Genomic DNA, 14,968 nt, shown 5'->3' on the forward strand with positions numbered 1-14,968 from the left:
ATGCTGCAACAACAGACCTACTTTCACCACGAGCATGTGACCGGCATGGCTGAATCAACGGGAAGCAACCGGCGGTCCGGCATGCTGGACGAGATCGTCCTGCTGCTGGGTCGGCAGTTCGCCGCCTACAACGCGGCATGCCAGTCGGCGCTGGCGGAAAAGCTGGGCATGCCCCCGGTGGACCTGAAGGCGCTGGAGCTGGTCATGGAGTTCGATGCCCTGCCCACCGGACATCTGGCCCAGTTGCTGGGCGTCAGCTCCGGCGGCGCGACCGCCTTGATCAACCGGCTGGAAGCCGCCGGTTATGTCCAGCGCGGCCGCCACCCGCTGGATCGCCGGATGATCGTGATCCGGCCGGTCGAGGAGCAGTGCCAGGCGCTGGCCCAGGAACGGCGGTGGATCGCCGAGGCCATCGCCACGACCGCGCGCGGCTATGACACCGCGGAGCTGGAAACGGTGCATGCCTTCCTGATGCGTTGCGGCCGCGGCGTGAAGCGCGACACTCAGGCCTGGCTGGAGGCAGGCAGCGCGCATCAGCCCGGGTAGAAAGGCGGCGGCAGGAGCATCGCCCCCGCCGCCGCTTCAAACCGGATCAGGCCGCCTCGGGCGGCCCGAAGTGCAGGCGCGGCACGGCGGCCAGCAGCCTGCGCGTCATGTCCTGACGCGGCTGGTGCAGCACCGCGTCGGCCGGTCCCAATTCGATGATGCGGCCTGCGTCCATGACCGCGATGCGGTCCGCCAGATACTCGACCACGCCGAAGTTGTGCGTGATGAACAGATAGGCGATGCCGAGCTCGTGCTGCAGTTCGCGCAGCAGGTCCAGGATCTGGGCCTGCACGGAAACGTCCAGCGCCGACGTGGGTTCATCGCAGATCAGCACTTTGGGTTCGACCGCCAGCGCCCGCGCGATCGCGATCCGCTGGCGCTGGCCGCCGGAGAATTCGTGCGGATAGCGCGCCAGGGTATTGGACGGCAGGCCCACGCGCTCGATCAGCCGCGCGGCGTGGGCGCGGCGCGACTCTTTGTCCATGCCGGCGCGCAGGGAGGCCAATCCTTCGTCCAGGATGTCGCCCACGCGCATGCGCGGGTCGAGCGAGGCATATGGGTCCTGGAAGATGATCTGAATGTCCTGTCTCAGGCGCTGCAGCGTGCGCCGGTCCGCGGACAACAAATCGTGCCCCTGCAGCATCGCGCGGCCCGATACGTGCGCGCCATCGATCAGGCGCAGCAGCGCCTTGCCCGTGGTGGTCTTGCCGCAGCCGGACTCGCCCAGCAGGGCCAGCGTTTCACCTGCCTTCAGCGTAAAGGCCACGCCGTCCACGGCCTTGACCCAGGACGCGATACGGCGCAGCGGCCCCTTGCGCACGGGGTAATGGACCTTCAGGTCCTGCACGTCCAGCACCACGCTGGCGTCGCGCGTCTTGGGGCTCCCGGCCATGCGGGCGTCGTCGCGCGCCATGGCCTCGCGGCCGCTTTCGGTCAACGGCGTGCCGCGCTTTTCAAACGTGGGAATCGCTTCGAACAGCTGCCGCGCATAGGGGTGCTTGGGCGCGCGAAAGAACTCCTCGGCGTCGGCGCTTTCAACAATCTCGCCGCCGCGCATCAGCGCCACGTGATGGGCGACGTTCTTCACCACCGCGAGGTCGTGCGTGATCAGCAGCACCGCCATGCCCATTTCCCGCTGGATGTCGGCCAGCAGGTCCAGCACCTGCGCCTGCACCGTGACGTCCAGCGCCGTGGTGGGCTCGTCCGCGATCAGCAGGACGGGTTCGGCCGCCAGCGCAATGGCGATCATGACGCGCTGCTTCTGCCCACCCGAGAACTGGAAGGGATAGTCGTCGATGCGCCGCTCGGGCTCGGGGATGCCTACCCGCCGCAGCCAGTCCACGGCGCGGGCGCGCGCCGCGGCGCCGCGCAGGGGCGTGTGGGCAATCAGGGTCTCGATGATCTGGTCGCCCACCCGCATGACCGGATTCAGACTGGTGGACGGCTCCTGGAAGATGATGCCGATGCGCCCGCCGCGCACGCCGCGCATGGCGCTTTCCGGCAGACGGTTCAGGTCTTCGCCGTCCAGGTCGATCTGCCCACCCACGATGCGTCCGGCGTCGGGCAGCAGGCGCAACAGCGCCAGCGCCGTCATGCTTTTGCCGCAACCCGATTCGCCGACCAGCGCGAAGGTCTCCCGCCTGGAGATCGCCAGATGCAAGCGCTTGACCGCATGCGTCATGCCGCTTTCACCGGCGATGTCCACGTACAGGCCATGTACGTCGAGCAAAGGAGCCTGGCTCATGGGGCATCTCCCGGACGGGACTGGCGCGTATCGGTGGCCAGCGCCGTGCGCGGCGCCCGGCCGAACAGGCCGAAGCGCGCCATGCGGCCCGGCTTGTAGCGCCGCGTGCGCGGATCGAAGGCGTCGCGCACCGCGTCGGCGAACAGGTTGGCCGCCAGCACCAGCGCCAGCATAAAGACGAATGCGGTCATCAGGTTCCACCAGATCATGGGGTCGCGGGACATTTCCAGCCGCGCGCCGTCGATCATGGAACCGAAGGAATTCATGCTGGGATCCACGCCTATGCCCAGATAGGACAGCACCGCCTCGTACAGGACCAGGCCGGAGAATTCCAGCACCACGGTGATCAGGACCAGGTGCGCCACGTTGGGCAGCAAATGGCGGGTCATGATGCGCCAGTGCGACACGCCGAAGGCCCGCGCCGCCTGCACGTATTCCAATTCGCGCAGCTTGAGGGTTTCGGCGCGCAGCAGTCGGCACAGCCCGGCCCAGCCGGTAAAGCCCAGGATCATGCAGAGCAGGAACAGCCGCAGGTCGGCGCGCGCGGCCGAAGTGTCGAACAGATCCGCGTGGTTGTCGATGTACACCTGCATCATCAGCGCGCAGGCGGCCACCAGCAGCACGCCCGGAATCGAGGTGATGGTGGTGTAGAGATACTGGATGCCGTCGTCGACCTTGCCCTTGAAGTAGCCGGCGGCGATGCCGAAGACGATGGCCGGCGGCAACATCGCGATGGTGGTGAGGCTGCCGATGACCAGCGCCGTGCGGATGCTCTTGAGCGCCTGCCACAGCACGTCGTTGCCGATGCGGTCGGTGCCCAGCGCGTGATAGCCGCTGGACAGGCCGGCCAAGGCGCCCGCCGTCAGGCACAGCAGCGTGAAGGTGACGGCCATGGCGCGCCAGGGCACTTCCGAATAGCCGCCCTGCGGATCCCCGGCGGCAAGCCGGGCCGCGCGCCGCCTGGCCAGGCCGGCGTACATCAGCCCGATCACGGCGGCGGACACCGCCAGCCCCGCGGCCAGGCCCAGCCCGAGCCGCTGGGCCACATCCCCCAGGTGATCGCGGTCGGGATCCTGCAGGTGGACGCCCGCGCCGCGCAGGCGGGGAAAGTCGCGCACCGGCTTGTCATTGACGAGCATGGTTTCCTTGGTGAACTGCCGTACCGCCAAGGGCTCGGAATAGGTTTTTTCCGGCGTGGTCAGCACGGACCCCGTGAGCAGGCCGTCCAGCGCCGAGCGCACCGCGGGCGCATAGGCCGGCGGCGCGTCGGCGGCGGCGCCCGGCGCCGGCGGCAGCAGCGGCCGGTAATGCACCGAGTCCAGCAGGCCCACCACCACGAAGGCGGCCAGAATCACGGCCGAACACATGGCCGGCGTGTCGCGCGCCACGCGCGCCCAGGTTGCGCGCAGGTTCGGGCTGCGGCGCACGTGCCAGACATAGGCCAGCGCGCCCAGCACCATGAGCCAAAGCGCGATATCGGTCCAGAGAAAGACGAACATGGGCATGGCGGCTACTCGAATCGGACGCGGGGGTCGGCCAGCGTGTAGGAAATGTCGGCCAGGATCAGCCCCACGATATAGAGCGCGGCGCCCAGGAACACCATGGCCCGCACGATGGAGAAGTCCTGCGCGTTGATGGCGTCGATGGTGTAGCTGCCCAGGCCCGGAATGCCGAAGAAGGACTCCGCGATCAGGCTGCCCATGAACAGCAGCGGCAAGGCCGCCACCGTGCTGGTCAGGATGGGCAGCATGGCGTTGCGCAGCACGTGGCGGAACAGCACGATGCGTTCGGCCAGCCCCTTGGAGCGCGCGGTGCGCACATAGTCCTTGCCGGTCTCTTCCAGGAACAGGGTGCGGTAGAAGCGCGCCTCCGGCCCCAGCCGCGACACGATTGCGACCAGCACCGGCAGCGCCAGGAACTTGACCACGTCCAGCCCGCCCGAAAAACCCGAGAACGGCACCAGCCGCAGCAGCTTGGCGAAGACCCATTGGCCGGCGATGATGTAGAACAGGCTGGATATGGACAGCAGCAGCACGCAGACCACCACGCCCCAGAAGTCGAGCCGGGTGGCGCGGAAATACACCAGCGTCAGCGAAAAAACGATGCTGACGAACAGCCCCAGGAAAAAGGTAGGCACTGCCAGGGCCAGGCTAGGCCCCATGCGCGTCTTGATCTCGCGGCCGATGTCGCGGCCGCCGTCGGAGGCGCCGAAGTCCATGACCAGCAAGGGCACCGAACGCTGATAGAACACTGTGTCGGTCAGCTGGGCCGCGCCTTCCGCCTTGGCATTGAAGAACAGCGGCTTGTCGTAGCCGCGCTCGGCCTTCCATTTTTCCACCGCGTCCTGATTGACGCGCTGCCCGCCGATGGCCAGCCGCGCCATGTCGTCGGGCGTGTTGACCGCGAAAAACAGGACGAAGGTGAAGAGGTTCACGCCGATCAGGATCAGCACGCCGTACAGCAACCGGCGGATCACGTAGCCGATCATGATTGATGCTCCTTGCCCAGGGCCGGCGTGAATGCCGTCTGGCGTTCGCGCCGCTTCAGCGCCACATACGAAGGCCAGATCGCCAGCGCCAGCAACAGCGCGAACAGGCCGATCGGCCACCACCGCGGATAGTTCCACTCGTCGATCTTCTGCTGCCGAAGGCCGGCATCGATCTTCATGTACTGCAGCGTGTTGCGGACCATCTGGGTCGGCTTGGCGTTGCCGACCCACTGCTGGTAGGCGCCGCCCGACATCGGGAAGTAGCCGAACATCCAGGGCGCGTCGCGCTGCACGATGGCGATCATTCTGGCGATGAGCTGTGCCTTTTCGGGACCGTCGTCCAGGAACTTCATCTGCTCAAAGAGGCGGTCGAACTCGGGGCTGGCGTAGTTGGCCGCGTTCTCGCCGCCGCCCTTGGCCTTGGCATTGGGGCCGTAGAGCAGGAACAGGAAGTTCTCGGCGTCGGGATAGTCGGCGTTCCAGCCCCACAGGAAGATCTGCGCCGACCCGCGCATCATCTTGTCCTGGAAGCGGTTGTAGTCGGTGGCGCGCACGTCCAGCTGCACGCCGATCTTGGCCAGTTGGCGCCGCATCCAGTCGAACTGCGGATTGGAGCCGCCACCCTGCATCGAGTCGTAATAGAGCACCAGCGGCGCGCCCGTCTTGGCGTTGCGGCCATCGGGGTAGCCGGCCTCGGCCAGCAGGCGGCGGGCCACGTCCACGGACTTGCGCACGGGCTTGCCGTCCACCAGGTCGTAGACCACGGGGTTCACGCCTTCGGGCGGTTCACGGTAGCCGAGCACGCCCGGCGGCACCGGACCGTAAGCCACCGAGGCCTGGCTGTTCTCGAACACGGCGACGTATTCTTCCCAGTCGAACGCGATGCTGATGGCCTGGCGCAGCTTGCGGTTCTTTGCTTCCTGTTCCGGCGTGTCGCCCTTGCCCACCACCGGGTCCAGCCAGTTGAAGCCCATGTACCAGTTGGCGGTTTCGACGGTCGTCGGCAGCTTGATGCCATGCTCGCTGTACAGGCGCGCCTTGTCCTGGCTGTCGCCGGCCGCGACCAGCATGGCCACGCCATACTCGCCGCGCTCGATCTGCGGCACGTCGTAATAGCCCTGCAAGAACTTGCCGGTCAGCGGAATGGCTTCCTTTTCAACGCTGAATTCCGCGCGGTCGATGAAAGGCGTGGGCTTGCCGCAGTCGGCCAGCAGGCCGGCGGCCGCGTCGCCGGGCTCGCCTTCGCAGGGATAGGGCTCGCCATGGAAATTGGGATTGCGGCCCAGCACGTGGCGGCGGTTCTGCAGCGACTCCACCAGCATGTACGGACCGGTGCCCACCGGCCAGGTGTTGAACGACAGGTCGTGCGCCCCCATGCCGGGCTGGCTGTAGAAGCGGTCGGCTTCCCAAGGAATCGGCGCGGTGAAGGTCATGGCCAGCCAGTACTTGAACTGCGGATACTTGCCGTTGACGCGGATGCGCAGCGTGTGCGGATCCAGCGCCTGCACGCCCGTGAAGCCGTCGGCCTCGCGCAGGTCCAGCCAAGGCGGCGCGCCGGCCCCGCCCGGCATGTCCCGCCGCAGCGCCTGGTCGCGCTGGCGCAGCCGGTCGGCGTATTCCTTCAGGCCGGCCACATGCTCGGTCATCAGGCTGGAAATCGGCGACACCACGCGCGGGCTGACCAGGCGACGGAAGGCGTAGACGTAATCGTCGGCCGTCAGTTCGCGCGTGCCGGTGCGGGGGAAGTCGGGAATGTAGAACTTGTCGTCCAGTTCGCCTGCGGCCAGCGGAAAGTAGTCGTAGCTGCCGTCGGTCTTGCGGGCGAAGGCCGGATGCGGCGCGTAGCGCGCGCCGGGCCGGATCTTGATGTCGTAAACGCTTTGCGCGATCTGCTCGCCCGGGGTGTCGGCGGGCAGCGTGTTGCCCTGCGCGTCGAGGTAGACGGGCGGGTCGATGGACGCCGCCGCGCGCGGCACCAGTTCGTAGGGCCGCTTCAGATAGTGGTAGCCGTACAGCGTCTCATAGATGTTGTACGTATAAGGGGTTTCGTCGCCGGAATAAGAGCTGGCCGGGTCCAGATACTTCGGCGAGCGCTTGACGAAGGCGGAAAACAGCGTGTTCTGGCTTTCGGCGCCGGACGGATACGGGCTGTTGATGGGGCTTTCTTGCGAGCAGCCCGCCAACGCCAGCGACAGCAGCATGGCCGCCGCCCAGAGCCGCTTCAATGCACGCATGGAAACCTTCCCTTCGAATCGTTGCGACAGAGGATAGCAAACACGGGCCGGGGGCCATACCCAGGCATCCCCCAGGGCCGCTTGCGCGCACGAGCGGCTGCGCGGCCCAGCCCCCGCGGCCTCAGCCGCACTGGCGCTGCCGCCAGCAGTCGTAGCGCCACTTCCAGGGTTGCATGGCGCCGGGCTGCGCCCACAGGCCGCGCCCGGCCGCCTTGGCCTGGCGCTGCAGGTCCGGCATGGCCTTGTCGCGCAGGTAGTCGCCCTGGCGCGCGGTGTAGGCCCAGGCGTAGCCGGCTTCCACTTGCAGGCGGTTGGCCGAGAGGCCGTCGTCCAGGATCAGGGCGCAGACTTCCCGGCCGTACTGGTCCTTCTCGTAGCACTGCGCGGTGAGCGTCTTGCCGGCGACCAGGCTGGCCAGGTTCTTGCGCGCGGCCTCGGCATAGGGCTGCCCGGGCTGGTCGGATCCATGGCCTTCCTCGGGCGCGTCGATGCTGTCCATGCGGATACGGTGCTGGCCGTCGGGCGCGCGCAGGGTCACGGTATCGCCATCGGCCACGTTCACGATCGTGCCCGTGAGCGTGTAGCTGCCCTGCGGGATGTCGCCAGCCAACGTCGCGCCCGGCCGGCCCTGGGTTGAGGAAGTCGGACGTTCGGTCCGGTCCTGGCCCTGCTTCCCCGAAGGCTGCAGCCAATTGACGATGGCGCCCGCCGCCGCAAGTATCAGGGCGACGATCAGGGCGGTCAGCTTGCTGCCGCCGCGAAAGTTAGGTTTGCCACGCACCGCCAGCGCTCCAGGTAGGAAAACGCAGGCAGTTTGCCATAAAGGCAGCGCGCAAAGCCGTGCTACAACCAGCCCGACTTGCGGAAGCGCCAATACAGGACCGAACAGATCGAGATAATGACGCCCAGCGTGACGGGATAGCCCCAGGGCGATTTCAGTTCGGGCATGAATTCGAAGTTCATGCCGTAGATGCCGGCGATGGCGGTGGGCACCGCCAGGATGGCGGCCCAGGAGGCCAGCTTGCGGGTGGTGTCGTTCTGCGCCGCCTGGCCTATCATCAGGCTGGCTTCAAAGGCGAAGGCCAGGGATTCGCGCAGCGAGTTGAACAGTTCGTCCACGCGCAGCACGCGGTCGGCCACTTCGCCAAAATACGGACGGGCATGCTCGTCCACCGCCGACATCTCGACCCGCGCCAGGCGGCGGCAGATCTCGGCCAGCGGCGACACCACGGTGTGGATGCGCAGCAGGTCGCGGCGCTGGCGGTACAGCCTGCGGATGTCCGAGTCCTTGGCGCCGCGGATCAGCAGCTTCTGTTCGGCGCCTTCGACCACGGATTCGATCTTGCCGGCCGCCGCGACGTAGCGGTCCACCAGCCAATCCAGCAGTTCCGAAGCCACATAGTCGCTGCCGCGCTTGAGCAGGTCGGGCGACGCTTCAAGACGTTCGCGCAAGGGGCTGTGGCCGGCGGTGGCGCCGCGCCGCACCGTCACCAGGAAGCCGTCGCCGATGAGGAACTGGGTCTCGCCGAAGATGGGGCGCTCGGCCTCGACTTCCACCGTGATGGCGACGATGAGGATCATGTTGCCATAGTCGATGATCTTCGGCCGCCGGTGGGACTCCAGCATTTCTTCCTGGTTCTTGTCGCAGGCGCCGAGCTCACTGGCGACCTTGGCCAGCATTTCCGGGCGCGGATTGCGCAGGCCGATCCACAGCATGCCGTGGTCCTGGCTGACGTACTGGGCGACTTCATCGATCGGGACCTCGCGGTCCCGCCGGCCGTTCACGTAGGCGATCGATGCGACGACTTCTCTCTTCGAGTCGTCGGCGGCATGTTCTTCAGTAGCCATAAACACCCTTTAGCAATGCGATCCCTGCCGGACAGCTTATATATCGGCCGATGATAGCCCAGCCTAGGAGAACAGGTTGCGCACCCGCTTGGCCACGTCCACGCTGGGCGCTTGCGGTTCCTTGGGCACGCCGCGCCCTTCGGGCAGGTCCGGCGGTTTGGGCAGGTGGTCGAACAGCGGCAGCATCGCATTGGTGATGTAGCGCGTGCGCGATCCGTAGACGTGCCGGTCGCCCATGCCAGTCTGCTGATGCACGTAGAAGCGCTGCGGCACGATCAGCTGCAGGCGTTCCTTGGCGCGCGTCATGGCCACGTACAGCAGGCGGCGCTCTTCCTCGATTTCCTCGGCGGTGCCGGTGCTCATGTCGGACGGGATGCAGCCGTCGACCACGTTCAGGACGTAGACCGCCTTCCATTCCTGGCCCTTGGCGGAATGGATGGTGGACAGGATCATGTAGTCCTCGTCGCGATGCGGCGCGCCGGACTCGTCGCTGGTGGCGTCCGGCGGGTCCAGCGTCAGTTCAGTGAGGAAGCGTTCGCGCGTGCCGTAGCCAGCGGCGATGCGCGCCAGCTGGTCCAGGTCCGCGCGGCGCACGCGCGCATCGTCGTACAGGCGCTCCAGCTGCGCGCCGTACCAGCGCAGAGCCAGGTCCACGTCGGCAGGCCATTTGAGCGCGGGATCGCACAGCGCCGCGTAGGTGTCGGCGAAAGCGCCCCACTCGCCCTGCGCCGCCGCGCCCGGCTTGAACTCGCGCAAGGCGCGCAGGGGTTCGGCGGACGCCGACATGGCGTCCATCAGCTTGCCGGCGGTGGCCGGGCCGATGCCGGGCAGCAATTGCGCCACGCGAAAGCCCGCCATGCGGCCGCGCGGATTCTCCGCCCAGCGCAATAGCGACAGCAGGTCCTTGACGTGCGCGGCCTCCAGGAAACGCAGGCCGCCGAACTTCACGAAGGGGATGTTGCGGCGGGTCAGCTCCAGTTCCAGCGCGGCGCTGTGGCTGGCGGTGCGGAACAGCGCCGCCTGCGACTTGAGCGTGGCCCCGCCTTCGCGCTGCGCCAGCACCTGGTCGGCCACCCAGCGCGCCTGGCCGGCTTCGTCGCTGACCGTCACCAGTTCGGGCAACTGGGACGACTTGCGGTCGGTCCACAGGTCCTTGGCGTAGCGCTCCGTGGCCAGGCCGATCACGGCGTTGGACGCGTTCAAGATGGGCTGCGTGGAACGGTAGTTGCGGTCCAGCGTGATGACGCGGGCCGGCGTGGGGAACTGCCCTGGAAAATCCAGGATGTTGCGCACCGTGGCCGCGCGGAACGAATAAATCGACTGGGCGTCGTCGCCCACCACCGTCAGGCCGCGGCCGTCAGGCTTCATTGCCATCAGGATGGCGGACTGCAGGCGGTTGGTGTCCTGGTACTCATCGACCAACACATGGTCGAAGCGCGCCCCCACGTCGGCCGCGATGCCGGGATCGCCCATCATTTCGGCCCAGTAAAGCAGCAGATCGTCGTAGTCCAGCACCTGCTGGTCCTGCTTGGCCGCGACGTAGGCGCGGAACAGGTTCTTGAGTTCGTCCTCCCATTGCGCGCACCAGGGGAAGGCCGTCTTCAGCACGTCGGCCACCGGCGTCTGACTGTTGACCACGCGCGAATAGATGGCCAGGCAGGTGCCTTTGAGCGGAAAGCGCGACTTGGTGGACGACAGCCCCAGCTCGTGGCGCACCATGCCCATCAGGTCCTCGGCGTCGCCGCGGTCATGGATGGTGAAGGCTTCGGACAGCCCGATGCGTTGCGCGCAATCGCGCAGCAGGCGCGCGCCGATGGCATGGAAGGTGCCGGCCCAGGGCAGCGACGGCGCCTGCTGCGTGGCGCGCAGCCGCATCACCCGCTGCAGCACCGAGCCCACGCGCCGCTCCATTTCCAGCGCCGCGCGGCGCGAGAAGGTCAGGAGCAGCATGCGCTGCGGATCGGCGCCGTTGAGAATCAGGTGCGCCACCCGGTGGGCCAGCGTATTGGTCTTGCCCGAGCCGGCCCCGGCGATCACCAGCAAGGGGCCGTCGTCCCCCGGCGCGCCAGCCACGCCGAACTCGGCGGCCTCGCGTTGGGCGGGATTGAGATCGGCCAGGGGATCGGGGCGTTCGGCGGACGGGGAGGACGTATCGGTTTGGTCGGACATGGGGCGGGGCCGCAGCATGGCAGCCGCTGAAAACGGCGAGCCCGGACATTGCCGGGCTTCGGATGAACACTGTATATTTATACAGAATTTTTTCAATAAAGTCTGATTCACCTGTGGCCATGCGCCTCTTGACCGGCACCGCCTCCTGGACCGACCCCACCCTGCTGGCCTGCGGCCGCTTCTACCCGCCGGAGGTCCGCAGCGCCGAAGCGCGGCTGCGCTTCTATGCCTCGCGCTTCCCCATGGCCGAGGTCGATTCCAGCTACTACGCCATGCCCACGGCCGAAAACGCCTATCTCTGGACACAGCGCACGCCTGAAGATTTCGTCTTCAATATCAAGGCCTTCCGGCTGTTCACCGGCCATCAGACGCCGCTTTCCTCTCTGCCGGCGGACATCCGGCGCGAGCTGCCGGACTGGCCCGAGCCCGTCATCTACCACGACCGGATGCCTGCGGACCTGCGCGACGAACTCTGGCGCCGCTACCAGCTTGCGCTGGAACCCTTGCGCATGGCGGACAAGCTAGGCGCGGTGCATTTCCAGTTTCCGCCCTGGATCCGCCGCGACGCGCGCGGCCGGGCACGGGTCGCCGACTGCGCCCGGCGTATGGAGGACAATCTGGTCTCGGTGGAGTTCCGCCACCGCAGCTGGTTCGAGTCGCCCTCGGCGACCGCGGACACGCTGGCCTTCGAGCGCGAACTGGGGGTGGCGCATACCGTGGTGGACAGCCCGCAAGGCTTTGAGAACACCGTGCCCGCAGTCTGGGAATGCACTCACCCGGAACTGACACTGCTGCGCCTGCATGGGCGCAACACGGCCACCTGGAACGTGTCCGGCGCCGCCTCCTCGGGGCGCTTCCAATATGAATACTCGGAACAGGAACTGGCCGAACTGGCCGAGCGCTTCTCCCGGCTGGCGGCGCAAAGCGCACAGGCGCACGCGGTCTTCAACACCAACTTTGAAGATCAGGGCATGCGCAACGCCGCGGCCTTCGCGGCGGCGCTAGCGCCCGCCTGACACCGCCAGCGCCGCGGGCGCGCGCGCCACTTCGTTCAGGCTTTCCAGCAGCACTTCGAATTTGCGCGCGATGTCGTGTTCAGGCACGCAGGCGTAGCCCAACAGCAGACCGGGCCGGCGGCCCTCGTCGTTGACGTAATAGCGCGACAGCGCGCGCGTCAGCACGCCCTTGCCGCGCGCCACGTCCACCACGCGCAGGTCGTCCATGTCCTCGGGCAGCGTCAACACCAGGTGCAGCCCCGCCATGCTGGCGTCGCGATGTAGCCAGTCGGGTCCCAGCCGCCGTTCGATCAGGTTGACCAGCATGGCGCGACGGCGCCCGTACAGCATGCGCATGCGGCGGATGTGGGCGGCGTAGTGGCCTTCCGAGATGAACGTGGCCAGGGCCGCGTGCGTCATCAGATGCCCTTCGCGGTACAGCTCGGCGTGCGCCGCCTGGAACGCCGCGGTCAGGGTCTTGGGCAGCACCAGATAGCCCACGCGCAGGCCCGGGTACAGGGTCTTGCTGAAGGTGCCCATATAGATCACGGGCGCATCAGGCTCCAGTCCCAGCAGCGAGGCGATCGGCCGGCCGGAGAAGCGGAATTCGCTGTCGTAATCGTCCTCGATGATCCAGCTGCCGCTTTGCCGCGCCACCGCCAGCAGTTGGCGCCGGCGCGTCAGCGACATGACCGGCCCCAGCGGGTACTGGTGCGAAGGGGTGACGAAGATGAAGCGCGGCGGCGTGCCGACGGTCTCCGGCAGGCGCATGCCCTCCTCGTCCACCGGCAGGTGCACGGTATGCAGGCCATTGGCCTGCAGCACGGTGCGCGCGCCCCAGTAGCCCGGATCCTCGACCCAGGCGGTCTCGCCGGCCTCGCCCAGGATGCGGGTGGTCAGGTCGATGGCCTGGTGCGAGCCCTCGGTGATGATGATCTGCTCGGGATCGCAATCGATCGAGCGGGTCAGCGCCAGATGCTGCGCCAGCGCCTCGCGCAAGGCGGGCAGCCCGCCGCCGTAAGCGTAGGTCAGCAGGTCGGGCGAGGGATTGCGCCACAAGGCGCTGAAAATGCGGCCGAACTTCTTATGCGGGAACTCGGTCAGGTCCGGCACGCCGGGCATGAAGGCGCCCCATTGGTAGGGCGAGGCCGAGACGCCGTCGACGATGGCGGCGCCGCGCGGCGACAGCGCCGGGCGCGGCTGCGCGGGCGGCGGCTGGCGCATGCGCCGGCCGCTGGCCAGGTAGGAATCCGGCACCGAGGCGTTGACGAAGGTGCCGTTGCCCTGGCGGCTGCGGGTGTAGCCTTCAGCCAGCAGCTGGCTGTAGACGTGGACCACCGTGTTGCGGGCGATGCCGAGCTCGGCCGCCAGGTCGCGCGAGGCGGGCAGGCGCGAGTCCGCGGCAATGGCCCCATCCAGGATGGCTTCCCGGATGCCGCGGTACAGCCGCTTGTTCATGGGCTCGCTGGAGCCGTCCGCCAGCCGCAGCTGCAGCAAGTCACCGACGATGGACCGCAATTGGTTCTACCTGATTTATAAAAGTGGTTCCCACAAGTGGGGCCATCGTAGCATTAAATAAGGTTTTCCCGCCCATCATGCTCGCAGAGGCTGAGATGAAGAATCAGGACCTGAATACCCGCCGTTCCCTGGCCACGCCGCGCGGCGTCGGCGTCATGTGCGACTTCTACGCGGTGCGCGCCGAAAACGCCACCCTGTGGGACGCCAATGGCAAGGAATACATCGATTTCGCAGGCGGCATCGCCGTCCTGAACACGGGCCACCTGCACCCGAAGATCAAGGCCGCCGTTGCCGCGCAGCTGGACAACTTCACGCACACGGCCTACCAGATCGTGCCGTACGAAGGCTATGTCTCGCTGGCCGAGCGCATCAACCGCCTCGCCCCCATCGACGGCCTGAAGAAGAGCGCCTTCTTCACCACCGGCGTGGAAGCCGTCGAAAACGCCGTCAAGATCGCGCGTTCGGCCACCGGCCGCTCGGGCGTCATCGCCTTCTCGGGCTCGTTCCACGGCCGCACCATGCTGGGCATGGCGCTGACTGGCAAGGTCGCCCCGTACAAGCTGTCGTTCGGTCCGATGCCGGGCGACATCTATCACGTGCCCTTCCCCAACGCCACCCAGTCCATCAGCGTGGCGGACTCGCTCAAGGCGCTGGACCTGCTGTTCAAGTGCGACATCGATCCCAAGCGCGTCGCGGCCATCATCATCGAACCGGTGCAGGGTGAAGGCGGCTTCAACATCACCCCGCCCGAGTTGATGACGGCGCTGCGCAAGGTCTGCGACGAGCACGGCATTCTGCTGATCGCCGACGAAGTCCAGACCGGCTTCGGCCGCACCGGCAAGCTGTTCGCCATGGAGCACCACTCGGTCCAGGCCGACCTGATCACCATGGCCAAGAGCCTGGGCGGCGGCTTCCCGATATCGGGCGTGGTCGGCCGCGCCGACGTCATGGACGCGCCCGCCGCCGGCGGCCTGGGCGGCACCTACGCCGGCAACCCGCTGGCGGTCGCCGCGGCGCATGCCGTGCTGGACGTGATCGCCGAGGAAAAGCTGTGCGAACGCGCCGACGCCCTGGGCGACAAGCTGCGCGCGCATCTGGAAGGCCTGCGCGCCAAGGTTCCGGGCATCGCCGACGTGCGCGGCCTGGGTTCCATGGTCGCCCTGGAACTGAACGATCCCGCCACCGGCAAGCCGGACGCGGAAGCGGTCAAGCGCGTGCAAGCCCGCGCCATCGAAAAGGGCCTGATTTTGCTAAGCTGCGGTGTGTACGGCAACGTCCTGCGCTTCCTGTACCCCTTGACCATCCCCGACGCCCAGTTCGATCGCGCGCTGGCCATCCTGTCCGAGGCGCTTGCCGCCTGACGCACAGGGCCTGAACTACCGGTATTTCGGCGGGCAGGCACAAGTTTTGCGGGCGTAGCGGGTTA

At 67.4% G+C, this 14,968-nt stretch carries 11 protein-coding genes; 3 read left to right on the plus strand and 8 right to left on the minus strand.

Annotation, left to right across the window (positions count from 1 at the left end; genetic code table 11):
- The gene (locus AXYL_RS22085; RefSeq protein WP_013395086.1) at positions 1 to 546 is read left to right on the plus strand and encodes a MarR family winged helix-turn-helix transcriptional regulator; all 546 of its coding nucleotides are present in this window, start codon (positions 1 to 3) and stop codon (positions 544 to 546) included.
- 46 nt (positions 547 to 592) lie between these two features.
- Here the strand turns inward: AXYL_RS22085 and AXYL_RS22090 are convergent, their stop codons facing one another.
- The 7 genes from AXYL_RS22090 to AXYL_RS22120 form a co-directional block, all read right to left on the minus strand.
- The gene (locus tag AXYL_RS22090; RefSeq protein WP_013395087.1) at positions 593 to 2,290 is read right to left on the minus strand and encodes an ABC transporter ATP-binding protein; all 1,698 of its coding nucleotides are present in this window, start codon (positions 2,288 to 2,290) and stop codon (positions 593 to 595) included.
- Positions 2,287 to 3,795, minus strand: coding sequence for an ABC transporter permease (locus AXYL_RS22095; RefSeq protein WP_013395088.1), 1,509 nt, complete (start codon positions 3,793 to 3,795; stop codon positions 2,287 to 2,289). Before AXYL_RS22095 ends, AXYL_RS22090 begins: the two co-directional genes overlap by 4 nt.
- A 5-nt stretch (positions 3,796 to 3,800) precedes the next feature.
- Positions 3,801 to 4,778, minus strand: coding sequence for an ABC transporter permease (locus AXYL_RS22100; RefSeq protein ID WP_013395089.1), 978 nt, complete (start codon positions 4,776 to 4,778; stop codon positions 3,801 to 3,803).
- Entirely contained in the window at positions 4,775 to 7,012 is a 2,238-nt protein-coding gene (locus AXYL_RS22105; RefSeq protein WP_013395090.1) for an ABC transporter substrate-binding protein, read from the minus strand. Before AXYL_RS22105 ends, AXYL_RS22100 begins: the two co-directional genes overlap by 4 nt.
- A 121-nt stretch (positions 7,013 to 7,133) precedes the next feature.
- The gene (locus tag AXYL_RS22110) at positions 7,134 to 7,793 is read right to left on the minus strand and encodes a thermonuclease family protein (RefSeq protein ID WP_013395091.1); all 660 of its coding nucleotides are present in this window, start codon (positions 7,791 to 7,793) and stop codon (positions 7,134 to 7,136) included.
- Between the two features lie 62 nt (positions 7,794 to 7,855).
- Complete coding sequence (locus AXYL_RS22115) at positions 7,856 to 8,860, minus strand: magnesium and cobalt transport protein CorA (protein WP_013395092.1); 1,005 nt, start codon at positions 8,858 to 8,860, stop codon at positions 7,856 to 7,858.
- Between the two features lie 63 nt (positions 8,861 to 8,923).
- Positions 8,924 to 11,029 (minus strand): ATP-dependent helicase, encoded by a 2,106-nt coding sequence (locus AXYL_RS22120; RefSeq protein WP_041655886.1) that lies wholly within the window; start codon positions 11,027 to 11,029, stop codon positions 8,924 to 8,926.
- 119 nt (positions 11,030 to 11,148) lie between these two features.
- Between AXYL_RS22120 and AXYL_RS22125 the strand changes: the two genes are divergently transcribed.
- On the plus strand, positions 11,149 to 12,045 hold the full coding sequence (locus tag AXYL_RS22125; protein WP_013395094.1) for a DUF72 domain-containing protein: 897 nt from the start codon (positions 11,149 to 11,151) through the stop codon (positions 12,043 to 12,045).
- On the opposite strand, the gene AXYL_RS22130 is transcribed toward AXYL_RS22125, so the two are convergent.
- Positions 12,031 to 13,542 carry a PLP-dependent aminotransferase family protein gene (locus AXYL_RS22130; RefSeq protein ID WP_013395095.1) on the minus strand — a complete coding sequence of 504 codons (1,512 nt, stop codon included), beginning with the start codon at positions 13,540 to 13,542 and terminating at the stop codon, positions 12,031 to 12,033. The two genes, AXYL_RS22125 and AXYL_RS22130, sit on opposite strands and share 15 nt — an antisense overlap.
- Before the next feature lie 95 nt (positions 13,543 to 13,637).
- Here AXYL_RS22130 and AXYL_RS22135 point away from each other — a divergent pair, with 95 nt between their 5' ends.
- Positions 13,638 to 14,903, plus strand: a complete 1,266-nt coding sequence (locus AXYL_RS22135) for a 4-aminobutyrate--2-oxoglutarate transaminase (RefSeq protein ID WP_013395096.1) — start codon at positions 13,638 to 13,640, stop codon at positions 14,901 to 14,903.
- Positions 14,904 to 14,968: the final 65 nt, after the last annotated feature.

Source organism: Achromobacter xylosoxidans A8, from assembly GCF_000165835.1.
GTDB lineage: Bacteria > Pseudomonadota > Gammaproteobacteria > Burkholderiales > Burkholderiaceae_B > Achromobacter > Achromobacter xylosoxidans_B.